Annotated in this window: 22 protein-coding genes, 1 rRNA gene and 2 pseudogenes; 18 read left to right on the forward strand and 7 right to left on the reverse strand. The window is 51.7% G+C overall.

Annotated elements, in window-relative coordinates; all coding sequences use genetic code 11:
- Positions 1-97 precede the first annotated feature (97 nt).
- Complete coding sequence (locus tag MKY64_RS33195) at positions 98-1051, forward strand: EamA family transporter (protein ID WP_340958363.1); 954 nt, start codon at positions 98-100, stop codon at positions 1049-1051.
- A gap of 117 nt (positions 1052-1168) precedes the next feature.
- Here the strand turns inward: MKY64_RS33195 and MKY64_RS33200 are convergent, their stop codons facing one another.
- The 5 genes and pseudogenes from MKY64_RS33200 to MKY64_RS33515 form a co-directional block, all read right to left on the reverse strand.
- Complete coding sequence (locus MKY64_RS33200) at positions 1169-3673, reverse strand: ABC transporter permease (RefSeq protein ID WP_340958339.1); 2505 nt, start codon at positions 3671-3673, stop codon at positions 1169-1171.
- Positions 3670-4368, reverse strand: a complete 699-nt coding sequence (locus MKY64_RS33205) for an ABC transporter ATP-binding protein (protein WP_036731130.1) — start codon at positions 4366-4368, stop codon at positions 3670-3672. The genes MKY64_RS33200 and MKY64_RS33205 overlap by 4 nt, the downstream gene beginning before the upstream one ends.
- 96 nt (positions 4369-4464) lie before the next feature.
- Positions 4465-5499 (reverse strand): sensor histidine kinase, encoded by a 1035-nt coding sequence (locus MKY64_RS33210; RefSeq protein WP_340958341.1) that lies wholly within the window; start codon positions 5497-5499, stop codon positions 4465-4467.
- Entirely contained in the window at positions 5496-6182 is a 687-nt protein-coding gene (locus MKY64_RS33215) for a response regulator transcription factor (protein ID WP_340958344.1), read from the reverse strand. The genes MKY64_RS33210 and MKY64_RS33215 overlap by 4 nt, the downstream gene beginning before the upstream one ends.
- A gap of 174 nt (positions 6183-6356) precedes the next feature.
- A pseudogene (locus tag MKY64_RS33515) lies at positions 6357-6446 on the reverse strand (S-layer homology domain-containing protein); the annotation flags it as partial.
- 154 nt (positions 6447-6600) lie between these two features.
- Here MKY64_RS33515 and MKY64_RS33220 point away from each other — a divergent pair.
- The 10 genes from MKY64_RS33220 to MKY64_RS33265 all read left to right on the forward strand — a co-directional run bounded on the left by MKY64_RS33220 (position 6601) and on the right by MKY64_RS33265 (position 16057).
- The gene (locus MKY64_RS33220; RefSeq protein WP_036731138.1) at positions 6601-6903 is read left to right on the forward strand and encodes a LiaF transmembrane domain-containing protein; all 303 of its coding nucleotides are present in this window, start codon (positions 6601-6603) and stop codon (positions 6901-6903) included.
- A 47-nt stretch (positions 6904-6950) separates the two neighbouring features.
- A complete protein-coding gene (locus tag MKY64_RS33225; RefSeq protein ID WP_036731140.1) occupies positions 6951-7628 on the forward strand; it encodes a PspA/IM30 family protein in 678 nt (225 codons plus the stop codon).
- A gap of 4 nt (positions 7629-7632) precedes the next feature.
- On the forward strand, positions 7633-8112 hold the full coding sequence (locus MKY64_RS33230) for a PspC domain-containing protein (RefSeq protein ID WP_036731142.1): 480 nt from the start codon (positions 7633-7635) through the stop codon (positions 8110-8112).
- A 3-nt stretch (positions 8113-8115) separates the two neighbouring features.
- Entirely contained in the window at positions 8116-8823 is a 708-nt protein-coding gene (locus MKY64_RS33235) for a PspA/IM30 family protein (protein WP_339251092.1), read from the forward strand.
- A gap of 197 nt (positions 8824-9020) precedes the next feature.
- Complete coding sequence (gene liaF / locus MKY64_RS33240) at positions 9021-9668, forward strand: cell wall-active antibiotics response protein LiaF (RefSeq protein ID WP_209878920.1); 648 nt, start codon at positions 9021-9023, stop codon at positions 9666-9668.
- A 39-nt stretch (positions 9669-9707) separates the two neighbouring features.
- Positions 9708-10742 carry a sensor histidine kinase gene (locus MKY64_RS33245; RefSeq protein ID WP_036731150.1) on the forward strand — a complete coding sequence of 345 codons (1035 nt, stop codon included), beginning with the start codon at positions 9708-9710 and terminating at the stop codon, positions 10740-10742.
- Between the two features lie 15 nt (positions 10743-10757).
- On the forward strand, positions 10758-11417 hold the full coding sequence (locus tag MKY64_RS33250) for a response regulator (protein ID WP_036731152.1): 660 nt from the start codon (positions 10758-10760) through the stop codon (positions 11415-11417).
- Positions 11418-11563: 146 nt separating this feature from the next.
- The gene (locus MKY64_RS33255) at positions 11564-12367 is read left to right on the forward strand and encodes a hypothetical protein (protein WP_340958347.1); all 804 of its coding nucleotides are present in this window, start codon (positions 11564-11566) and stop codon (positions 12365-12367) included.
- Positions 12368-12576: 209 nt separating this feature from the next.
- Positions 12577-14127: a glucose-6-phosphate dehydrogenase gene (gene zwf / locus MKY64_RS33260; RefSeq protein WP_036731156.1), complete on the forward strand. Its 1551-nt coding sequence runs from the start codon at positions 12577-12579 to the stop codon at positions 14125-14127.
- Between the two features lie 343 nt (positions 14128-14470).
- Positions 14471-16057 carry a peptide chain release factor 3 gene (locus MKY64_RS33265; protein WP_076082003.1) on the forward strand — a complete coding sequence of 529 codons (1587 nt, stop codon included), beginning with the start codon at positions 14471-14473 and terminating at the stop codon, positions 16055-16057.
- Between the two features lie 122 nt (positions 16058-16179).
- Here MKY64_RS33265 and MKY64_RS33270 read toward each other — a convergent pair whose 3' ends face one another.
- Positions 16180-16416 (reverse strand): small acid-soluble spore protein SspI, encoded by a 237-nt coding sequence (locus MKY64_RS33270; RefSeq protein ID WP_036700271.1) that lies wholly within the window; start codon positions 16414-16416, stop codon positions 16180-16182.
- 194 nt (positions 16417-16610) lie between these two features.
- Here MKY64_RS33270 and MKY64_RS33275 point away from each other — a divergent pair, with 194 nt between their 5' ends.
- The 3 genes and pseudogenes from MKY64_RS33275 to MKY64_RS33285 all read left to right on the forward strand — a co-directional run bounded on the left by MKY64_RS33275 (position 16611) and on the right by MKY64_RS33285 (position 18942).
- Entirely contained in the window at positions 16611-17270 is a 660-nt protein-coding gene (locus MKY64_RS33275; protein WP_036700269.1) for a potassium channel family protein, read from the forward strand.
- Between the two features lie 31 nt (positions 17271-17301).
- Complete coding sequence (locus MKY64_RS33280; protein ID WP_340958349.1) at positions 17302-18108, forward strand: TrmH family RNA methyltransferase; 807 nt, start codon at positions 17302-17304, stop codon at positions 18106-18108.
- A gap of 105 nt (positions 18109-18213) precedes the next feature.
- Positions 18214-18942 (forward strand): annotated as a pseudogene (locus tag MKY64_RS33285) (Type 1 glutamine amidotransferase-like domain-containing protein).
- Positions 18943-18992: 50 nt separating this feature from the next.
- On the opposite strand, the gene MKY64_RS33290 reads toward MKY64_RS33285, so the two are convergent.
- A complete protein-coding gene (locus MKY64_RS33290; protein ID WP_340958351.1) occupies positions 18993-19544 on the reverse strand; it encodes a helix-turn-helix domain-containing protein in 552 nt (183 codons plus the stop codon).
- A gap of 159 nt (positions 19545-19703) precedes the next feature.
- Here MKY64_RS33290 and MKY64_RS33295 point away from each other — a divergent pair, with 159 nt between their 5' ends.
- From MKY64_RS33295 to MKY64_RS33310, 4 genes are all read left to right on the forward strand, one after another.
- Positions 19704-20363, forward strand: a complete 660-nt coding sequence (locus tag MKY64_RS33295; protein WP_340958352.1) for an alpha/beta hydrolase — start codon at positions 19704-19706, stop codon at positions 20361-20363.
- A gap of 6 nt (positions 20364-20369) precedes the next feature.
- Entirely contained in the window at positions 20370-21140 is a 771-nt protein-coding gene (locus MKY64_RS33300) for a dioxygenase family protein (RefSeq protein WP_340958354.1), read from the forward strand.
- A 156-nt stretch (positions 21141-21296) separates the two neighbouring features.
- Positions 21297-22181 carry a hypothetical protein gene (locus MKY64_RS33305; RefSeq protein ID WP_340958356.1) on the forward strand — a complete coding sequence of 295 codons (885 nt, stop codon included), beginning with the start codon at positions 21297-21299 and terminating at the stop codon, positions 22179-22181.
- Positions 22182-22375: 194 nt separating this feature from the next.
- Positions 22376-23936: ribosomal RNA gene (locus MKY64_RS33310) — 16S ribosomal RNA — on the forward strand.
- The last annotated feature ends 3 nt before the right edge of the window (positions 23937-23939 follow it).

Genomic DNA, 23939 nt, shown 5'->3' on the forward strand with positions numbered 1-23939 from the left:
TGCCCAGGGGATGTTCTTATAAATGATAGAACGGGAGACCCCTCATAAACCTGTTTTTAGGGAAAAGGGATGACGCGGCTTGAAGCATAAGGGGAAAATGAATCAGTTATATGTGGTGGGAATAGCACTCTTATTTGTTTATTTATTTTGGGGAGGCACCTATGTCGGCATGAAGATTGCCATCGAGACGATGCCGCCCTTTCTGATGGCAGGGGTCCGCTTTTTCACGGCAGGTGTGGTCCTGTACCTCATTGCCAGAGTAAGCGGAGCGAAGCGTCCCGCCGGGCGTGAATGGCGATCCTCCGCGATTGTAGGCGCCTTGCTGCTGCTTGGGGGCAACGGGGTAGTAGCCTGGTCAGAGCAAAGAGTCTCTTCCTCCATCGCTTCGCTCATCGTAGCGGCGGTGCCTGTCTGGATGATGCTGATGGGCTGGCTTGGACGCGGCGGCAAACGGCCGAATACCGGAGTCATCGCAGGAATTGTTCTTGGACTGCTCGGCATCGCCGTGCTGGTCTTCCAGCCGGGGAAGGGAGAGGGCGGTACCGCTACCGATATGATTGGCATTATTACCTTGCTGGCAGCTTCCATAAGCTGGGCGGCAGGGTCTATGTACTCCCGAAGCGCAACCATGCCAGGTTCACCCTTGATGTCGACAGCTGCGCAGATGCTAACGGGAGGCGCGCTGCTGGTGATATTCTCTTATTTTACCGGCGACTGGTCCAGGATTGAACTCTCCGGCATTTCTATGCGCTCGTACCTGGCTCTGGCCTACCTGATCACTTTCGGCTCCATTGTCGGCTATACAGCTTATATCTGGCTGCTTAAGAATGCTGACGCTACCCTCGTCTCCACGTATGCCTTCGTTAATCCGGTAGTCGCTGTGCTGCTTGGCTGGCTGCTGGTAGGCGAACAGCTTACCTTGAACACCCTGATCGCTGCCGTGATCATTATCGGGGCTGTGGTTTTGGTGACTCTTTTCCGAAGTAAGCCACAGCCGGCGGCTACTCAAGCAGCGCTTGATATACAACCGCCGCAGCAGTCGGTACACTGAGAGCGAATAACCACATTCTGCTGACTGTTCAGGTACGCTATTATTAAACTGTATTTCATATCTTATAACAGCAACAGCCGGTACTCTATTAGAGCATCCGGCTGTTTCAGCATGCCTTTATTCCATTTCACGGAGCCTTTCGACGATTGGGCTGCGGGCGAGCGGCTTATAGGCGCTTAAGGTGATGAGATAAGAGAGGACTGCCAGGATCGGGATGATCAGAATAAACGGCAGCCACATCATCCGGAATTCCATGTAGGCCATCCCTGCGGTAATACCCCTTGCCGTCCAGTAAGTCAGCAGCACACCTATAGTAGAGGTAAGCAGCGCAGTGAGAAGCACGGTGTACATGCCTTCGTAGACGAGCATACGCTTGAGCTGCTGTTTGGTCATTCCAATGCTCTCTAGAACGGCAAATTCATGCCTGCGTGCGATCACTCCGGTCAGGACAGAATTAATGTAATTAAGCAGGCCAATAAGTGCAATTACGAGACTCAGTCCATACCCTATAATCTGAAAAATATGGATATTATCACTTAACTCCTCCCTGTAATCTTCTCTTGATTTCAGCTGCAGAGCATCCAGCGGGCGGATAGCCTCCCTGATCAATTGCCCCGTTTCGTCAAGCTTGCCTGGGGCTGCATTCAGGGTAAGCGAGAGGATGTCTGCTGGAGTCCCGCTCTCCAAAGTGGCTTGCCGGAGTTCGGCTGCAGGCAAAAAGGCATTGTAGCCGTTACCGAAATACGTTTGACTGGTTGCTGCATAGAAAGCATTATATTTCAACACGGCCATCACTTCGTATCTCCTCTTCAATCCGGAATAGCTGATTGTATCCCCGGGATGATAGTAGCTTGTATAAGCACCTGGCCCTGTAAGAGTCTCCGCCACCAGTATGTAATCTCCGGAATCGAATTGTTCCTTGTTAAAGTGACCTTCAAGTATATCCTGATCAGCGAGATCGTACCAGCCGGAATCAAGCCCGTAGAGTTGGGTGTGAACTTTGGCGGGAAGGGCAGAAGGAGTGGCTGAAGACTCGGCTGAAGCACGGACAGAATCATCCGGAGGATAAGAGAAGAGGGTATAATATACTTTATCGATACTTTCCACACCGTCCAGATGCTTCAGCTTCGCACACAGTTCCTCGGACAGCTCGGTTTCATTGACTGAGCGTTCCCCCTCCTGCTGGACAATTCCCTTGTTGTGAATCATATAATCTCCATGAATATATGCACTGAGATATTTATTGACATCCATAGAGGAGATCACCGTAAATATCGTGTTAAATAGCAGAATGCTTAAGAAGAGCGAGGATAGCATCAGGCTCAGCTTCTTCTTGCTCCGGAACAGGTTGGAGAACGACATCCGGTATAGTCTGGCTCCATGCCTGGATGGCTTGAGGGTTCTTTTTCCGCTATTCTGAACGCCTGAGAATTTAACGGCTTCCACCGGAGCGATGTCCGCTGCCAGCCGGCCCGGCTTATGCGCTGCGATCCACACGGTCAGGAAGGAGAAGAGGGCTGCCCCTGCAAATATCCATGGACTGGATGATAGAGAATTTCCTTTAACCTCCCCTGATAGCGAAGTAGTCAGAGGTGTAGCCCATCTGCCGGTCATATAGCCGGAGCCAAGGCCGAACGGCAGGGCAATGAGGTACAGCAGCCTGGCTTGAATAGCGATGATTCTCCTCAGTTGTCTCGGGGTGGTGCCAATCATTTTCAGCAGGCCGTAGAACTTCACATCCTGGACCACCGAAATATAAAAAATATTGTAAATAAGCAGGTAGCCGCTAAGCATAATGATAAAGATAACTGCGGCATATGGAAGGATATTCTCAACATTTTCCGCCAAAGATACGCTGGAGTAGGCCCAATTGATCCCGATAGGAGCCGTAATTCTCGTATCAGCCAGAATCCTGTTCATTTTTTTCTCAATATGAAATGAATTGTTGAACATGACACTCAGTTCTGAGGTGTTTACGTAGGATCCGCTTTCCTTCGATTGTACGGGATCAATGTCTGAGAGGTTTTTATCGGTAAAGGCTTTGGAGACAAAAGCCAGACCCGCCATCGCCAATTGCTTGTCCGCTTCATAATAACCCGACAAGGTGAATTTGCGGTTAATGATCCGTTCTCCGGTATCGATCTGCAGTGTGATTTTCTTCCCGAGCTCCGGCTGCACCCCTAGCTTGCCCAGAACCCAGGTATTCAGGGCAACCTCATTCTCTCCGGCAGGCAATCCCCCTTCAACAAATTCTATGAAGCCGTGATCAGCGTAATTCTGGTCAACCTGCAGCACCTCAACCCGGTCCTGGTCGAACACTTTATTATGTAATATGCCGGAATTAAGGGAGAGAGAGGATTGTTTAATGGAAGGGTGCTTCAGCAGCGTCTCCACTTGTTCCGGGCTAAGATATTTAAACCCTCCGTGAAAGTCACTTCCGACTGTCTTCATCTGTGCGTATTGCATGGATTGGTTAATGCTTAGAGCCATGGTGAAAATGGAGGTGATGAGCAGTGTAGTCAGTATAATGGCGCAGATGGCAGCCAGATTCCGCAGCCGGTTGGCTCTCAGGCTAGTCATCGCCAGATTTAATATGGTCTTCCGGTTGTTCGTCGCGATCATAAACGGCTCTCCCCGTGGGCCTGCGCCGATCCCACGGCAAGCCTGCCGTCCTCAATGCGGATGATCCGGTCCGCCATCTGTGCAATGCTCTCGTTATGTGTGATCATTACAATGGTCTGGTCGAATTTGACACTGAGCTGTTTCAGCAGGATAAGTACCTCCTGGCTGGTCCTGCTGTCCAGATTGCCGGTGGGCTCATCGGCCAGAATAATGGAAGGTTTGGTGGCAAGCGCTCTTGCGATAGCTACACGCTGCTGCTGGCCTCCGGAGAGCGCAGAAGGCAGGTTACCAACTTTCTCCTGAAGCCCCAGACTTGTGATGATCAGGTTCAGATATTCCTGGTCAATCTGGCCACCGTCAAGCTCAATGGGCAGGACGATATTTGCCAGCACACTCAGGATCGGCACCAGGTTATAACTCTGGAAGACAAATCCTACAGAACGGCGTCGGAAGATGGTCAGCTTTTCATCACTCATCTGAAAAATATCATGCCCGTTGACATAAACCTTGCCCTCTGTAGCCCGGTCCAGACCGCCAAGCATGTGAAGCAGCGTGCTTTTTCCGCTACCGCTCGTCCCGACGATTGCCACGAACTCCCCTTTTTCTACATTTATAGACACGTCATCCAGGGCTTTGACCGTATGCTCTCCTTTTCCATAATATTTCTTGAGATTCTCTATTCGTAGAATAGACATGTTATATTCCTCCTGTGCGTATGTTTGTATCCACCTCTACAAGGTATCAGACAAATCTAACAGGAGAGTGTCTGAAATCTGACGGAATGGACATATTCAGAATAGCGGCAGGAAGATCGAGAACACAGTGCCTTGTCCGGGAACAGAAGCAGCTTTCATATGTCCGCCTTGAGCGGTGATGATCTCCCGGGCCAGGAATAGCCCAATTCCCACACCTTCTGAATCGCACACATTCTTTCCCCGGTAGAACCTCCTGAAGATTTGGGGCAGCTCTTCCTGGGAGATTCCACGGCCGGTATCTGCGATATCCAGGCGTATAAACATCTCATTTGCTTCCGCAGTGATATGGATACTGCCCCCTGGTTCTGAATATTTCACAGCATTCTCCAGCAGATTGAATAACACTTCCGTTGTCCATTTGGGGTCGTAGCACGCTGTGATGTGAGGTTCACAGTTTATACTGATAGTGATGCGGCTGTTCTCTGCCTGGATGAGGATCTGGGAGACTGCTTCAGAAACCGCACGCATCACAGGACAAGGCTGCATGCGCAAGGAGATCATGCCCGTCTCCAGCCTGGACAGTTTGATCAGGGATTGGATCAGCCAGTCGAGTTTTTCCGACTGTTTTTTAACTTGTACAGCAAGCTGAAGCTCATGTTCATCATTCACCAGACTTTCCTCAAGCAACTGGCTGTAGATCATAATATTGGATAAGGGTGTTTTGGTCTGGTGGGAGATGTCGGAGATCAGTTCTTTAATTTTGTTCTTTTCCGTTTTCAGATTCTGTCCGTTCACTCTTGCAATCTCTATGTACCGCATTAATTTATGTTCTATGGAGGAGAGCAGGGTTTCTTCATAATTATAGGTGGGCTCACGCCCGTGAGTAGCATTGTCTACCAATGTCTCTACCTTTCCCATGAAAGAAGTAACCATATTCCGGAGCGACCGGAACCAGGCACCTCCTAGGATCAGCATGCAGATTATGAATAGAAGAGAGAGTCCAAGCAGCGATGAACCAGTGATCTCCAGTAATATAATACAAGTCACATATACCAGCACCAGTATGATAAAAGCTGCAGCAAATGCCAGATTCACCAATTGGTTAAGCGGCAGCCGTTCTTGTCTCTTCATAGAACAGGACCTTCTGTCCATGTATACCCTAAACCATATACAGTCTTGATATATTGAGGCGAAGAGGGATCCTCTTCGATCTTGGCCCGCAATCTTTTGATGGCTACCGTTAGTGCATTCTCATCCACGAATACCGCCTCCTGGCTCCACGTTTTGTCGATCAGCTGCTCACGGGTCAGAATGTTTCCCCTATTCGTTACCAGTATGCGCAGCAGTTTCTGTTCGGATTTGCTCAGCAGCAGCGGCCGGCCGTTCTTGAAGTACTCCATTTTGCCAAAATCAAATTCAAGCAGACCTATAACGATCCTCTCACTGGTAAGCGCATCACTTCTTCTCAGGACGGCCATTACCCTGGCCCGCAGAATCATCAGACTGAACGGTTTTGTGATATAATCATCAGCCCCCAGAGCAAAACCGGTTACAATATCCGGTTCCATGTCGTTTGCCGTCAGGAAGATAATCGGCACCTGCGAGGTTCCGCGGATTCTTTCACAGTAATCCAGTCCGCTTCCGTCCGGAAGGTTCACATCCAGCAGAATGAGATCGATTGGGGTTGAGGAGATAATCTGATCAGCCATTGCCAGTGAATAGGCTTGTTCAATATGCAATTCATTATGGGCAAGTGACAGGGCTATCCCCTTGTTCAAGCTTTGATCGTCTTCAACGATGAGTAGTGTCTTCATGGGCATGACTCCTTTAGTAATCAGGCATTCACCCAATATTATGGCCAACCCTGGAATATCCTGCAAGTGGGGCGGTGCAGTCTTGATTCGTCGGACAATAAAAAGGCATCTCCATGGTAGAAATCCACCTTGAACTTCTTGTCCACAAAGCCTTGGACTACTTGTATCTCCCTCAGCAAACCCCAGTGCAGCGATCTTCATTACATATTTGTACATCCATGAGCTGTTGCTTACATCGCTGAAGCCTTTTTTTCTCTTCAGCATGCTAAACTTTCAGGATATATAGCCGCCCCCAGTCCTGCAACCATCCCCGACTAAGGTCCAGTACATAAAACCGTCCACAGTCTGTTTTGAAAGATGCGGGATTGCCCTAGAATAAGGGTATAAGAAAGAGAGCAGCGAAAGGCGGTGATAACAAATGCAAAGAAACAAAGGTAACGGACTTGCGATTGCGCTGATTGTAATCGGAGCGGTAATGCTGCTTGGCATTCTGCCTCACTTGATTTCAGGAATTTTCGGTATCCTGTTCCCGGCAGTGCTGGTGGTGCTCGGATACTACGGAATTAAGAGCGGCCGCAAGATTATCGGCTGGGTGGTGCTGTTCATCGGTGTCATGTCCCTGATCTCCAAGCTTTCCTGGATTATCGGTCCGCTGCTGGGTATTGCTCTGGTAGTGTGGGGCATCTCGGTACTCAGGGGCAAACAAAGCAGAACATACTAATACACACAGTCCATACTTATTAAGAAGCAGGGAGGGAGCAGGAAATCATGAGTGTTTTTCGCAGAATGAGGGACATCACCGTAGCCAACTTGAATGAACGACTGGAGCAGAGCCAAGATCCGGTGAAGCTGATTGATCAATTTCTACATTCAACCCGTGAAGAGATCGGGGAGGCCGAACGGCTGTACCAGCAGTACGCTTCTCATACGAAGCAATTGCAGCAGCAGGTGAATCAGGCCACCGCCATGAGGAACAAACGTGAAGAGCAGGCGCTCCTCGCACTCAAGGCAGGCGAAGATCATCTGGCCAAGCTGGCATTGCAGGAGAAAATTATCCACGAGGAAAAGCTGGAGCAATACAGCGGGCTGCTGGAGACGAGCCAGCAATCACTTTTCGAACTGGAATCCCAGCTGAACGAGCTCAAAATGGAGTATCAGACGGTATATAGCAAACGCCAGTTCTATGCAGCACGGATGGAGTCGCTGCGGCTGCAGCAGCGCATGAATCAAAGAGCCGGTGCTTATGGCGGCGGAGATGTTCCCAAAATGTTCGGCCGTCTGGAAGACAAGATGAACGACTGGGAGCTAGAAGCCAAAAGCCTGAGCGACTTGCGCCGGATGGGACAGGAATATGCGGTGCAGGCCGGAGAGACCGTGGCAACCGTACTCGAAAGAGAAATGGCCCGTCTAAAGGAGAAGCTGAACAATGATGGCAGAAAGGAGTAGTAGTATGACCCGATTGTATCGTTCAACAAGAGACAAAGTAATGACTGGGCTGGCAGGCGGATTGTCCGAGACTCTCGGCATTGACTCTACACTGTTCCGGATTCTGCTGGTGATCAGTATTCCATTTAGCGGTGGAGCTACAATTCTCGTATACTTTATCGCAGCAATGGTGATTGCCAAGGAGCCTAACCAGTACAATCCCTTCGGTCCCGGACCGGGTGGGCCGGGCGGCCCGTACGGCGGACCCTACTCCGGCGGACCTGAATATGGCCGCGGACCACAGGCTCCGCACCAAGGACCTCAGGGATATGGCCCCTATGGCGGACAGCCGGGCTACAATCCCGGTTATGAGAAGGCAGGCGCTCATGCGGCTCCTGATTCCGGCCTGGATGCCATGATGAAGGATATCGAGAAGAAGGCACTGCAAAAAGAAGTGGAAGAGCTCAAACAAAAACTTGCTAAATACGAGAAGGGAGAAGTGTAAATTATGGGAGTATTCAAACGGATTAAAGATATGACTAAGGCGTCGGTAAATGATATGTTGGATAAGGTAGAGGACCCGATTGTGATGCTGAATCAGTATCTGCGCGATATGGAGGCTGAGATTCATGAGGCTGAAGTAACGGTAGCGAAGCAGATGGCTAATGAACGCCGTATGAAACAGCGTGTGGACGAAGCTGCCAAGGTTGCCGGACAACGTGCTGCACAGGCTGAGCTTGCGCTGAAGAACGGGCAGGAGGAAGTTACCCGCAAGCTGCTGGAAGAGAAAATCTACTTCGACCAGAAGTTTACCGAGTATGGCGAGCTTCACGCACAGGCTGAAGTACAGGCCAAGGAACTGGTGCAGCAGCTTCATGATATGAAGGATGAGTTCTACAAAATGCGCAACAAACGCAATGAACTGGTATCCCGCGCTCAGATGGCTAAGGCCAAGAAGCAAATGTCCCAGATCAGCAACGTACATTCCATCGAAAGCGGAAGTGCCTCCCTTGGTTTCCACCGCATGGAAGAAAAGATCATGCAGCTCGAAGCGGAAGCAGATGTGATGCGCGCTCCGTATAGCCCTTCGGCAACCGCATATGCTAAGCCGGTAGATCCTGAGAAGGAACTGAAAGTGGAGGAGCAGCTTGCCGCACTCAAGAACAAGCTGAACTCAACTCCTGCAGCCCCTCCTTTGAATAAAAAAGAACAATAATCCCTGTTCCTAAAGAGCAGCCGGATATGATATGCTGATCAAGGTAAAGCCATACGGTATGGATTCTCCATACCGGTATGGCTTTTGTAGCGGATGCAGTATGTTGAAGATGTAGCTTCGCGATACTTCAGCTAAGGCTTACGAGGTCAGTTTTGCTTCAAATATAAGAATTGATATGCTGTGCAGGAGGTGCGGAAATGGATAAACGGAACCGTTTGATTGCCATCGGATTGATTGGTGTAGGCTGCTTGATGATATTTGGCAAATGGATCGGCTTCTTCTCCATTGTCGCACTCCTGTTCCTGCTGCTGGGAATCTACCAGACGACGTCGGGCAAGGTCAAGCAAGGTTATAAGCTAATGGGAGTCGGAGCAGTCCTGCTGTTGCTGGATCATTTGCTGCTGGTGCTTGGCATCTGCCTGCTTTCGCTGGGGATGTTCTTTGTCAAATCGAAAAGAATGCAGCGCAAGGCGGGGTTTGTGCAGAAGCAAAGCTTTTCTTCCAGATTCGACTGGGATCTCTCGCCGTGGGTGATGCGCAGTCTGAGCGCCTGGCATGTGCTGGGCGAGGTGGATGTGGATCTTTCACTGGCCATGGCGGAAGAGCAGGAGACGATTATGCTGTATCAGGGGATTTTTGGCGATGTGGACATTCTGCTGTCTGAGGATTACGGAGTGGAGATTGAGGCATTCGTACTGTTCGGCTCGATTGAGTCCGGCAGTAACCGCGATACGGGGATGCTGAACCGGCTGAACTGGAAGTCACCTAACTATGACAGCTGCGAGCATAAAGTGAAGTTTAACATTTCTTATCTGATGGGGGATCTGGACATACGCTTCCCCTAAGAGTATGTTAGGGCCAAGAGAGAAGGGAGAGCTCCCGGCATGGACAAAAAAAGCAGTAATATGGTAACGCGCAGTATGGGTGAGGGAGCTCTGTTCTCTTTGTTCATGCTGCTCGTTATTACATATATTATGTATACATATGGGCTACTACGGCCGTTCGAGGATTGGCGGATTGGCATAAGGACAGGATTGACGCTGATTCTGTTGCCGATGGCTTTCGGAATCGGGTACGGCTTCTATCAGGGCTTCCGCAGCAAGCGCAAGCTGGAATTACTGCGGGCTACCCTGGTCGCCTGGGAGAAAGGCAATCTTACCCCGGCTATGCCGGACCTGGGCAACGATGAGCTGGGGCGGCTCGGGGAACAGCTCGGGCGGATCAGCGGCAAGTGGGAGAATCAGGTTAATACGCTGCAACGGCTCTCCACCAATAACGCGAAGCTTGCCGAGCAGGCCCGGGTCACGGCAATCATCGAGGAACGGCAGCGGCTGGCACGGGAGCTGCATGATGCGGTATCGCAGCAGCTGTTCGCCATCTCGATGACGGCAACGGCAGTAGGCCGGACGCTGGAGAAGGACTTCGACAAGGCACAGCGGCAAATCGCGCTGATCGAGGAGATGTCTGCAGTAGCCCAGTCCGAGATGAGGGCGCTGCTGCTGCACCTGAGACCGGTGTACCTGGAAGGTAAGGGGCTGGAAGAAGGTCTGCAGGAGCTGATTAAAGAACTGAAGATCAAGGTGCCGATTGATATTCTGTTCGAGATGGATCAGGGAGTAGAGCTGCTGAAGGGCGTGGAGAATCATTTGTTCCGTATTGTGCAGGAGGCTATCTCCAATACGCTCCGCCATGCCAAAGCGGAGAAGATGGAGATCCGCCTGCACCGCCGGGGTGATACCGTCCGGCTCACGCTGCGCGATGATGGAATCGGGTTCGAGATGGATGACAGCAAGCAGACCTCTTACGGTCTGTCGAATATGCAGGAGCGGATTACAGAGATCGGGGGCTCGATCCAGTTCATCACTGCTCCCGGCAAAGGCATGCGGATTGATATTACCGTACCGGTAGTCAATGAATAGGGGGCAGGTGTAACGATGGAGATAGAAGAAGATAATGCAATCAAGGTCCTGCTTGTAGACGATCATGAGATGGTCCGGATCGGACTTGCTGCGGTGCTTGGCACCGAGGATGGCATTGAAGTCGTCGGCGAAGCGGGAAGCGGCGAGGAGGGCATCCGTCTGGCCCAGGAGTATACGCCGGATGTGGTGCTGATGGATCTGGTGATGGACGGCATGGACGGAATCGAGACGACTAGACAGCTGCTGAAGCTGTACCCGGATTGCAAGGTGATTGTGTTGACCAGTTATTTGGATGATGAGAAGATGTATCCGGTGATTGAAGCGGGAGCCTTCAGTTACCTGCTCAAGACCTCACGGGCCAGCGAAGTTGCAGATGCGATCCGGGCAGCCGCCAGAGGCCAGTCCGTGCTGGAGTCGCAGGTGGCGTCCAAGATGATGAACCGGTTCCGTTCCAATGCAAGAGGAGAGGCACCGGCTTACAAAGAGCTTACCGAACGCGAGATGGAAGTGCTGAAGCTGTTAGCCCAGGGCAAATCCAACCAGGATATTGCTGATCAATTAATTATCGGAATCAAGACGGTGAAATTCCATGTCACGAATGTTCTTGCCAAGCTGGGGGTTGAAGACCGGACTCAGGCGGCTATTTATGCATATAAGAATGGACTGGCGGAGTAAGCACGGTCTATGGAAGCCATGGAGCACTTTCAAGCGAGTCCGCCCGGACGATCTTGGAAGTGTTTTTGCATGCGTTCGTATATCTTTCTCTGAAATTGGATAACCTGTCTAGTAGATTACTAGATCGGTTGAGAGGGAGATGCGAAGTGGGGAATAAAGGGCAGAGTAAGGGGATACTGGTGTTGGTGCTGGCAGGGATATGTGCGCTGATGCTCCTGAGCGGATTCCGAAGCGCGGAACCCGCAGGAAGAAGCGGTGTACAGAGTGCTGATGCTTCTACAGCTGCCGGAGAGCTTCAGGAATCCCTTGCCCTGCTGACCACCCTGGGCGGACAGGCCTCCGCTCCCGGCGCGCCGCTCCGGCTCGTATTGAAATGGCAGGGGGAATACAGCGGCGAAGAGGCTGCTGAAGCTGCCGTACAGAGCCTTGCCACCCGGCTGGGGCTGGGTGAAATGAGCAGCGCAGATGAGGAAGGGCACCGGGCCTGGCGTTCTGCCGCGCAGCTCAGTGGAGGTACACAGGTCTCCCTGTTCTGGAGTGAGCTTGGCGGCGGGCGCAGCTACTGTATTGTTACGCTGGAGACGGCGGATCTTCTGGGCTCCCCGGAGCTGCCGGCCGCAGCGGCGGCCGCCGGAGAGGCGATGCTGCAGGCGGGAATTGCTGCGGAATGGAATGCTTCGCTGCAGGCACCTGCGAAGGAGCAGGGCGGAACGCAGGCAGCACTCCTTGCTACGGAGCAGCTACTGGCTGTACCGCTCCCCGGTATTCGGGCAGAGGAGAGTTACGCCGACATCTCCACCTCCAGTCATTCGTATAGTGTGCCGGGTCTTCAACGCACAGTCAGCAGCGGTAACCACAGCCTGGCCCTCCAGCTGGCAGTTCACAAGAACGTCAACGCGGACGAGAACCGGATAACCCTTGGAATGCCATTAATTACAATCGAATACTGAGGTTAAATGACGTAATATAAGCGTAATCCGGTGAAGGCATAAGAAAGAGTAATGGAAAAGTGCGAAATCCCGAGAAAAACTGTCAGGAATGTGATGGCATCCTCCGTGCAATTATGATAAAATGACATCACGCCTATAGTCGTATGTTGTTTCATACCAGGCGATGAGAATGAATGTCAACTATATTACATACAGAGAGATGAGGAGCCATGGCTGAAAATCAAACCCTTGATGCACTGCATACACCCGGTGCTGTATTCTTTATCTTCGGTGCAACCGGAGATCTGGCCCGGCGTAAGCTTTTCCCGGCGATTTACAGTTTGTACCGTGAAGGCAAGCTGACCCAAGATTTTGCGGTCATTGGCGTGGCTCGGCGTCCCCGTACCCAGGATGAGTTCCGGGAAGATGTGAAAGAATCCATCCGCGAGTTCTGCCGTTATCAGGCAGGTGATGCTGCGGAATGGAACGAGTTCGTACAGCATTTTGAATACAAGTCACTCGACATCAATAATATTGACGGCTTCCGTGAGCTGAATGAGCAGACGGAGCGTCTGGAAGAGAAATTCCATATTCCGGGCAACCGTATGTTCTATCTGGCGCTTGCGCCTGAGCTGTTCGGCAGCGTATCCTTCAACCTCAAGGCAGGCGGGATGCTGCAGGCCAGAGGCTGGAACCGTCTGGTCATCGAGAAGCCGTTCGGCTATAATCTCGAATCCGCTGAGGAACTGAACGAACAGATCCGTCAGGTCTTCAAGGAAGAGGAGATCTACCGGATTGACCACTACCTGGGTAAGGAAATGGTTCAGAATATTGAAGTGATCCGGTTCGCCAATGCCTTCTTTGAGCCATTGTGGAACAACAAGCATATCGCCAACATTCAGATTACACTCGGCGAGACGGTGGGCGTGGAAGAACGCGGCGGGTATTACGATCATGCGGGGGCGCTGCGCGATATGGGCCAGAACCATATTTTGCAGCTGCTGACGATGATCGCTATGGAACCGCCTAGCCGTCTGCTGGCTGAAGATATCCGTGATGAGAAGGTCAAGGTTCTACGTTCGCTGCGTCCTTATGCGACCGCTGATGAAGTTCGCGAGAACGTAGTCCGCGGCCAATACACTCAAGGTCTCTACAAGGGCAAGACGCTTCCGGCTTACCGCCAGGAAGACAAAGTGGACCCGGAATCGAATACAGAGACGTATTTCGCAGCCCGTGTGTTCGTGGATAACTTCCGCTGGGCTGGAGTTCCTTTCTATATCCGTACCGGCAAACGCCTGCCTGTGAAGACCACCGAAGTGGTTGTAGAATTCAAAGGAATGCCGACCAACGTCTACTTGGGCCAGAAGCACAAGCTCGAGCCGAACCTGCTCGTCATCCGCGTCAATCCGATGGAAGGCATCTACGTGAAGATCAATGCGAAGAAGCCGGGCTCGGAATCCGAGATTCAGCCGCTGGCCATGGATTTCTGCCAGAGCTGCATGATCGGCATCAACTCGCCGGAGGCGTATGAGCGTCTGTTGCATGATGCTGCACGCGGCGATTCCACCTACTTCACCCGCTGGGATGAAGTGTCCTCGGCCTGGTCCTTCGTGGACCGGATTGCCAAGGCGTGGAAGGAAGAGAGCAACGACTTGGCTTCCTATCCTGCGGGCTCCTGGGGCCCGGTTGAAGCCGACCAATTGCTTGCCGGAGAAGGCTTCCACTGGTGGCCGGTCAACGGCCAGGATGAAGACAATGTGGTCTGGCAGGTTAACCGCTAGTCCCTGAAGAAGAACTGTTACAGATCCTCCTGCATCTCGCCTGCGGGGGGATCTTTTTGATGAATCGTGAATTTATATTACAAGATATTTCACTACAGGCGCTTTTTTGTAGATAATCTCTGCCGGATTTTGCTATACTGAGAAGGATGCTTTCAACATAAAGATTTCTAAGCCTAGCGCTATAGATGATCCTATACATGGTAAACGTTACGTTCAAGAAATAGACGTTGATTCTCTGTTGATTCTCTAAGGAAAGGATCTGAATCCATGAATAGTCCGATTTGATTGATCCGGTAATAGAGGCAGGAGTAAGCATGAATTTATAGATGAAGGGATATGTGCAATGAATAAAGCAACGGACCATAAGCTTCAGAGTGAAGTCGACAAACGCAGAACCTTTGCGATTATTTCCCACCCGGATGCGGGTAAAACTACACTGACAGAGAAACTGCTGCTCTTCGGAGGTGCCATCCGTCTGGCAGGTACAGTCAAAGCCCGTAAGGCAAGCAAGCACGCCACCAGTGACTGGATGGAAATTGAGAAGCAGCGCGGAATCTCGGTTACGTCCTCTGTGATGCAGTTTGATTACCTGGACCACCGGGTGAACATTCTGGATACTCCGGGTCACCAGGATTTCAGTGAAGACACCTATCGTACGCTCACTGCGGCTGATAGCGCGGTCATGCTGATCGACGTAGCCAAGGGTGTGGAGACACAGACCATCAAGCTGTTCCAGGTCTGCGCGAAGCGCGGCATTCCGATCTTCACCTTCATTAATAAGCTGGACCGCGAAGGCCGCAGCCCGTTTGATCTGATGGAGGAGCTGGAGAATGTGCTGGGCATCCGCTCGGTGCCGATGAACTGGCCGATTGGGATGGGCCGTGAGCTGTGCGGCGTCTATGACCGGATGAAGAATCAGGTTGAGCTGTTCCAGGGCGATGACCATTCCGTAATTAAAGTACAGAAGGTGGAGAGCTACCGCGACCCGATTATCCGTGAGATGGCGGGGGAGTACCTGCATGATCAGCTATGCGCGGATCTGGAGCTGCTGGATGTAGCGGGCGATCCTTTTGACTATGAGAAGGTGCTGCGCGGGGAGATTACTCCGGTATTCTTCGGCAGTGCTATCAACAACTTCGGTGTGCAGACGTTCCTGGATAATTTCCTGGAGCTTGCGCCGAAGCCTGAACCACGCCGCAGTACAGCAGGTGCTGTAGAACCGACGAATGAGAAATTCACTGGCTATGTATTCAAAATTCAGGCGAACATGAATCCCGCACACCGCGACCGTATCGCTTTCCTGCGTATCGTGTCCGGCAAGTTCGAGCGCGGGATGAGTGTGAAGCATGTACGTGCCGGCAAAGACATCAAGCTATCCCAGCCGCAGCAGTTCCTTGCCCAGGACCGGGACATTGTTGAAGAGGCGTATCCGGGGGATATTATCGGTCTGTTCGACCCGGGCATCTTCCGGATTGGCGACACGCTCAGTCAGGCCGGAGATATCGAATTCGATGAGCTGCCGACCTTCTCGCCGGAGATTTTCTCCAAAGTCACCATCAAGAATGCACTGAAGTCGAAGCAATTCCAGAAGGGGATCGACCAGCTGACCGAAGAGGGTATGATCCAGGTGTTCCGTACCGTCAACTTCGACGATATTCTGCTGGGTGTAGTCGGACAGCTGCAGTTCGAGGTGTTCGAATACCGCATGAAGGGTGAGTATGGCGTGGACGTGCAGCTTCAGCGCATGAGCTACCAGTTCGCACGCTGGATCGTGGATGAGAACAAGCCGGATGCCAGCAAGTTCCGGATCAACTCCACTTTGGTTACGGACAAAAAGGGTAATTACGTAGTGCTGTTCGAGAACGAATACGCTATGCGGACCGCGATGGAGAAGAATCCGACCGCGAAGTTCCTGGAGACTGCACCTTGATGGGTGTAATAGAAGTAAGATGAACAGTTAAGCATATGTACAATTAGGCTATAAAAAACCTCCGGCTCCACCTGTGCAGCAGCACGGTGGGGTGCGGAGGTTTTTGACGGGATGGGCCTCCTCTAGGAGGTGATGGACCCTGGGGTAAGCTTGTCCAGATGTCTGTGCAGCATAGAGAGAACCCGGTCCTGCTTCGCAGGGTCGAGGTCCTTCCAGATCATCTCAAAGACGACACCCAGTCCGGGAAGCGCGGCTTCCGGCCCGTCCACGGAATTCTCAATAACCTCCCGCAGACCTTCTTCGGACTGGCCGTGCACCTTGTGAATGATGGCCTGGCGCAAATCAAGGGTGACTGGCATAATCGGCCTCCTTAAAGTTTTGTGAGCATCTGCTTCCTGAATCAGCATCGCAAAACTGACTTCGAAAGCAGGGGCTTAGACAGGTAAGCAGCCTTCTTATAAGGTGCCCTGCGGGAGCGCTGAACATTCAAGTTTATAACGGCTTATGCTATACTGTGTGAGATGTATTATATGGGCGGGAGGGACAAGGCTTAATGGCAAAAAAACAGTATGCGATCATCGGCATGGGCCGCTTCGGCTCAAGTGTGGCCAAGGCGCTCAGCGGGATGGGCTATGAGGTGCTGGCCATTGATGCGGATGAACAGCGCACCCAGGAAATCTCCAATATTGTGACCCATGCCGTATCTGCAGACTCCACGGATGAAGAGGCGCTGCGTGCGCTTGGCATCCGTAACTTCGATGTGGTGGTAGTCGCCATCGGGGAGGATATTCAGGCCAGCATTCTGACAACGCTGATCTTGAAGGATCTGGGCGTACCTGCCATTATCGCCAAAGCCAAAAGTGAGCTGCACGGCAAGGTGCTGGGTAAAATCGGAGCAGATAAGGTGATCTACCCGGAGCGGGACATGGGGATGCGGGTGGCGCATCATCTCGCTTCTCCGAACATCCTCGATTACATCGAGCTGTCACCGGAGTACAGCATTCTCGACATGAAGGTCTCAGGACCGATGCTGGGCAAGAACCTGCAGGAGCTTGACATACGCGCCAAATATGGGTGCAATGTTATGGCGATCCGTCAGGGCGAGGAAATGAATATATCCCCCAGAGCGGAGGACCGCCTGACCGATGGTGATGTCCTTGTCATTGTCGGACGGAAGGATAACCTGACGAAGCTGGAAATGGCTTATCAATAGGAATCTGTAAGCATCAGAAAGGTAGGACCCTATGGAAATTATGTCGCCGCAGAACACGCGGGTGAAGGAATGGGCCGGACTGCAGGAGAAGAAGCACCGCGACAAGTCCGGTAAATATATCGTAGAAGGCATTCATTTGGTGCAGGAGGCGCTGCAGGCGGAAGCGGATGTGGAATGCCTGGCCTTTGACCTCGATAAAGGAATGCCGTCTGAATTGAAGCCGCTGCTTCAGGCGGTGCAGGGTATGGAGGTCATCGGCGTGTCGGCAGCGGTGGTTGCCAAGTGCAGCAGCACGGGCACCCCGCAGCCGGTGTTCGCCATTGTGCGGAAGGAGCAGAAGGGGATAGAGGCCATTCTGGCGAAGCAGGAGAGCCTGGTTGTGGTGCTGGACGGGGTCCAGGACCCCGGCAATGTGGGCACCATCATCCGCAGCGCGGATGCGGCCGGTGCTGACGGCGTGATTCTCGGCCAAGGCTGCGCCGACCTCTTCAATCCGAAGACCATCCGGTCTACGATGGGCTCAATGTTCCATCTCCCGGTAGTGGAGGGGGAGCTCGGCACGATTCTGCCGCAGGCGCGGGAGCGCGGCGCGCTGCTGGTCAGCACCTCGCTGACGGCGGAGGATTCTTGCTACACCCATGATTTTCACGGCAGCCAGTGGCTGTTGATCGGCAGCGAAGGCCAAGGCATCTCACCTGAGACAGCCCGTCTAGTCGACAAAAGCATCCTCATCCCGATGGCCGGCCGCGCCGAATCACTGAACGCCGCGATGGCCGCAACGATCCTGCTGTTTGAGGGGATGCGGCAGCGGGGGAATTATCTTAACCAACCTATATAACTTTCACAACAAAGTCAGTCCCGGTGTGTCTGAATAAGACGTAATGCATCCGGGACTTTTTTGTATTCTTTTTTTGCTTCAATATTATAAATAGGAGTGATGAAGATGGGGATTATTGTGGCGATTGGCGGAGGAGAGATTAGCGAATTGGAGACTTTGGCAATCGATCAAACGATTGTAGATCTAACGAACAAAAAGAATCCCAAAGCGTTGTTCATTCCTACAGCCAGTATGGATGCGGAAGGGTATTGTGACTCTTTTCAATTAGTGTACGGTGACCGCTTAGGGTGTGAGGTCCAGCATTTACTACTGACGAAGAATACATATGCACCAGAAGAGATCGAAAACATGATCTTATCCGCCGATTTAATCTATGTGGGTGGCGGTAATACGAGAAAGATGCTGGACATCTGGCGGGAGCATGGTGTGGATATTTTGCTGAAGCAAGCGTACGACTCGGGGGTTGTGCTGTCAGGAATGAGTGCGGGTTCGATCTGCTGGTACGAATACGGTCATAGTGACTCAGAGGCGTTCGATAATGAAGGGAAATAGATCTATATCAAATTGAAGGCGATGGGGATCTTACCAGGGATTCACTGTCCTCATTATAATGAAGACAACCGCGAGGCAGATTTCTTGGAAATGGTTAAGGGAATGGATACAACAGGCATAGCCATTGAGAATCACTGCGCCATTATTTATAAAGATGATGGGTATAAAGTGATCTCCTCCAGAGAACAGGCCAAGGCCTATAAGATACAAGAGATCAATCAGCAGATGATCGTGACGGAGATTGAGAAGCATGCTGAATATAATGAGATAGTGAATATGTGATTAAAAGCCCGCACTCCGCCTATCCGGCCAGAGTACGGGCTTTTGATTGTTCAGAGGACATCCTGTCCGTTTTCGCTTTCAGTGTAGATGGAGATTAGCACAATCGCGGTGTCCTCTCCCGTATTTTTGACGGAATGGGGGGTGCAGGCATTCCAGCTAAAGGAATCACCCTCAGTAAATTCAGCTCCATCTTCCCCTTGCTGCGCATAGATGGTTCCTTTAATGACGACATGGACCTCCTGCCCTTCATGCGCATGGGGGGCATCCCCAATCATGGCACCGGGAGGGAACTCGACGATCGACATGCGTACATTCTGGGTGGAGCTGAGGTGCTCAACCTTTAGCTTAGCTGCGCCGCTGGTGGTGATTCTCCGTTCATCCTTGCGGACAATCTGCATGCGTTCTTCTTTTTTTAGCAGCAAATAAGCAAGAGGAACCTTCAGAGCCTGGGCGATATTCTCCAGTGTAGCGATGGAAGGTGAGGTCTTATTGGTTTCGACCTGGCTCATGAAGCCTTGGGAGAGGCCGGTAGTGTCGCAGATTTGCGCGATGGTGATATTTTTCCGCTTGCGAATTGCCCGTATTGTAGCGCCGATATCCATAGGTTCACACCTCTATAATATTTGTAATACTAAACTTATTTTCATATTAACAATTTTATTGTTGACAAGTCAATGTGCATTGCGATAAATTACTCATATAGAAAATATATTATTATAACTAATATTTGAAAAGTGATCTTCAGGATGGAGGGAAATAAGATGAACCCTAAGTATTCATATGATGTTCACTTACCGGATGGGCTGGAGCAGGGCAGGAAATACCCGGTGATCTTTACTTTTCACGGCAAAGGCTCTGATGAGCGCAATATGTTCGGTCTGGTGGCCCCGCTGGCTAAGGAGTTCATTATTATCGGGGTTCGCGGGAATCTGCCACTGGGTATGGGGTATCAATATTATGATTTGAAAAGCCTGGGCAACCCTATCCGCGAGATGTTTGACCAAGCTGTCAGCGATCTTGAGACCTTCATTCACTATGCTGCGCAGCAGTATCCGATCGATCCGGACAAACGTTATTTGCTCGGCTTCAGCCAAGGGGCCATTCTGTCTATGACGCTTGCGCTTACGATGGGGGATCAGCTGAAGGGGATTGTAGCACTGAATGGATATATTCCTGAATTTGTGAAAATGGAGTATAAGCTCCATAGCCTTAAGAACGTGTCTGTCTTCGCTTCACATGGTGAATACGATTCGGTGTTCCCGGTGAGCATTGGACATGAGACTGCCGCCTATCTGAAGGGGCAAACCGAACGGTTGAACTTCAGACTCTATCCGTCTGACCACGGCGTAACTGAAGAGAACCAGCGTGATTTCTTGCAATGGCTCAAGCAGGATGCCGCATTAACCACTAATAAGGAGTGATTGACTATGATGCCTTCCTATTTTTTTGCACACGGAGCTCCATCTATCGTTCTTGAAGATAATGCCTACACCAAGCTGTTAAAAGAGTTCAAGGACCATATGCCCAAACCGAAAGCTATCGTTCTCTTCTCAGCGCATTGGGAGGAACCCGTGCAGTCAGTGGGCGCGGCGGCAACGTATGATACCATTTATGACTTTGGCGGATTCCAGGATGAGCTGTACCAGATGACGTATCCCGCACATGGTGATCCGGCTCTCGTGGAGCAGATTCAGAAGCTTTTGACCGCGGGCGGTGTGAAGAATGTCAGGGATGAACAAAGAGGGCTCGACCACGGCGCATGGGCTGTGCTGAAGCTCCTCTACCCGGAAGCGGATATTCCGGTTGTGGCGATGTCTGTGAATCGTGACTTGCCTAATGCGCAGCAGTATGAGATAGGCAAGGCGCTGGCGGAGCTGCGTGAACAGGATGTGCTGATTATCGCCAGCGGGGGAACCGTTCATAATCTGCGGAGATTGAACTGGAGTTCGGATGAGATCAACGGATGGGCCGAGCAGTTCGATCGCTGGATTCAGGAGAAGGTAGAAGCGTGGGATACAGAAGCGCTGTTTCAATACGAGGAGCTTGCTCCTTATGCGGAGATGGCGGTCCCGACGAGTGAGCACTTTATTCCGCTGCTCATCGCTATGGGAGCGGGAGACCCGGGGCGTAATGCGCAGCTGCTTCACCGGAGTTATCAGTATGGAAATCTAAGCTTGAGCTGCTGGCGGTTTAATTAAAATGTAGTGAAATTCGAATGCTCCGCTTCGGCAATCTCCTTGGCATAATTCCGAAATCAGGCATGTCAAGCTGTCGGGGAGGAAGGAATTTCCGGTCCACTTTTCAATACATTCTTGGTAAGGTAGGGGGACTGCTATTCTGAAGAGGTGATAATTATGCAAAAGAAACATTGTGCATTCTGCGATCAGATTGTCCGCATTACAGCAGACGGTGAGTACGATCAGTATATCGACTGCTCCTGCTCTCCTGGCGGAAGCTACGGCCTGCTTAGAGACAGCTATGAATCAATTCTTGCGCTCTCGTTCCAGCAGAAGCGGGACATGCTGCATCTGATCTCAGGTTATATCCGCGAAAAGACGGATTGTGGCGAGAAGGTGATCCTTGCGTTCGGCGATCTGGAGGATATTGTGAATGCCCCGGGTATTCCGGTAACGGCTGAGGATAAAGGAGCTCGGCTGTTGCAGTATCTATATAGGCATTGTAGTGGCCCCGGGGAGCCCGTAGTGATTCATCCCCTGTCCCGCAGCTACAATCTGACATACTCTCCCAATCTGCAGGAGCTGGTCTATATTATTGACAGGCTGCAAGGTGAGAATCTGTTAGTCCGGGAAGGCATGAACTTCACATTGACCTCCCTGGGGTGGGAGGAAGCAGTGGCTGCCTCAGGAGGCCGGACCTTACAGCAATGCACCGTTCTTCTGCCGGATGATGAGAAGCTGCAGGCGGAGTGGCAGGACAAGCTGTGGGCCAAAATCGAGCAGTTGGGCTATTTCCCCCGTTTGCTTGCCAGCAAGAACGAAGCTGCGAATTCGCTGGAGCCTGTGGCGGACAGTAAGCTGGTTATTGCGGACCTCACAGGCCAGTCATCTGAGGTGTATCTGGCAGCGGGCTATGCGCTTGGACTGAATATTCCGGTAATCTGGACAGTCAGAAGCGATGAGGCAGATACATTAAGGATCCATCTTCAGGAGATACGTCCTCTGGTTTGGGATACTGCGGAAGAGCTGATGGTATTGCTTCAGCAAGAACTTTTGAAATAATAGTTGCATAGTTGTCTGATCCATGTTATATTATAAAAGTTGCTGGTGACGAGCTGATCGACACTGACAACGAGCTTGATCTTTGAAAACTGAACAACGAGTGAGTATCGGAGATCGCTTCGGCGAGATCCAAAAATGAGAATGTAAATTCTCGTCAGATGTTTCAAAATGAGCAATCGCTCTTTCTAAATACCAATTTGGAGAGTTTGATCCTGGCTCAGGACGAACGCTGGCGGCATGCCTAATACATGCAAGTCGAGCGGAGTTTGAGAGGAAGCTTGCTTCCTTTCAGACTTAGCGGCGGACGGGTGAGTAACACGTAGGCAACCTGCCCTCAAGCCTGGGATAACTACCGGAAACGGTAGCTAATACCGGATAATTTCTTTTTTCTCCTGAGGAGAGAATGAAAGGCGGAGCAATCTGCTGCTTGGGGATGGGCCTGCGGCGCATTAGCTAGTTGGTGGGGTAACGGCCCACCAAGGCGACGATGCGTAGCCGACCTGAGAGGGTGAACGGCCACACTGGGACTGAGACACGGCCCAGACTCCTACGGGAGGCAGCAGTAGGGAATCTTCCGCAATGGGCGCAAGCCTGACGGAGCAATGCCGCGTGAGTGATGAAGGTTTTCGGATCGTAAAGCTCTGTTGCCAGGGAAGAACGTCCGGTAGAGTAACTGCTGCCGGAGTGACGGTACCTGAGAAGAAAGCCCCGGCTAACTACGTGCCAGCAGCCGCGGTAATACGTAGGGGGCAAGCGTTGTCCGGAATTATTGGGCGTAAAGCGCGCGCAGGCGGTTATTTAAGTCTGGTGTTTAAACCTTGGGCTCAACCTGAGGTCGCACTGGAAACTGGGTGACTTGAGTACAGAAGAGGAAAGTGGAATTCCACGTGTAGCGGTGAAATGCGTAGATATGTGGAGGAACACCAGTGGCGAAGGCGACTTTCTGGGCTGTAACTGACGCTGAGGCGCGAAAGCGTGGGGAGCAAACAGGATTAGATACCCTGGTAGTCCACGCCGTAAACGATGAGTGCTAGGTGTTAGGGGTTTCGATACCCTTGGTGCCGAAGTTAACACAGTAAGCACTCCGCCTGGGGAGTACGGTCGCAAGACTGAAACTCAAAGGAATTGACGGGGACCCGCACAAGCAGTGGAGTATGTGGTTTAATTCGAAGCAACGCGAAGAACCTTACCAGGTCTTGACATCCAACTAACGAAGCAGAGATGCATCAGGTGCCCTTCGGGGAAAGTTGAGACAGGTGGTGCATGGTTGTCGTCAGCTCGTGTCGTGAGATGTTGGGTTAAGTCCCGCAACGAGCGCAACCCTTGACTTTAGTTGCCAGCAGGTGAAGCTGGGCACTCTAGAGTGACTGCCGGTGACAAACCGGAGGAAGGTGGGGATGACGTCAAATCATCATGCCCCTTATGACCTGGGCTACACACGTACTACAATGGCCGGTACAACGGGAAGCGAAGCCGCGAGGTGGAGCCAATCCCAGCAAAGCCGGTCTCAGTTCGGATTGCAGGCTGCAACTCGCCTGCATGAAGTCGGAATTGCTAGTAATCGCGGATCAGCATGCCGCGGTGAATACGTTCCCGGGTCTTGTACACACCGCCCGTCACACCACGAGAGTTTACAACACCCGAAGTCGGTGGGGTAACCCGCAAGGGAGCCAGCCGCCGAAGGTGGGGTAGATGATTGGGGTGAAGTCGTAACAAGGTAGCCGTATCGGAAGGTGCGGCTGGATCACCTCCTTTCTA

Origin of the sequence: Paenibacillus sp. FSL R7-0210, from assembly GCF_038009085.1 — a bacterium.
GTDB classification, from domain to species: domain Bacteria; phylum Bacillota; class Bacilli; order Paenibacillales; family Paenibacillaceae; genus Paenibacillus_AQ; species Paenibacillus_AQ silagei.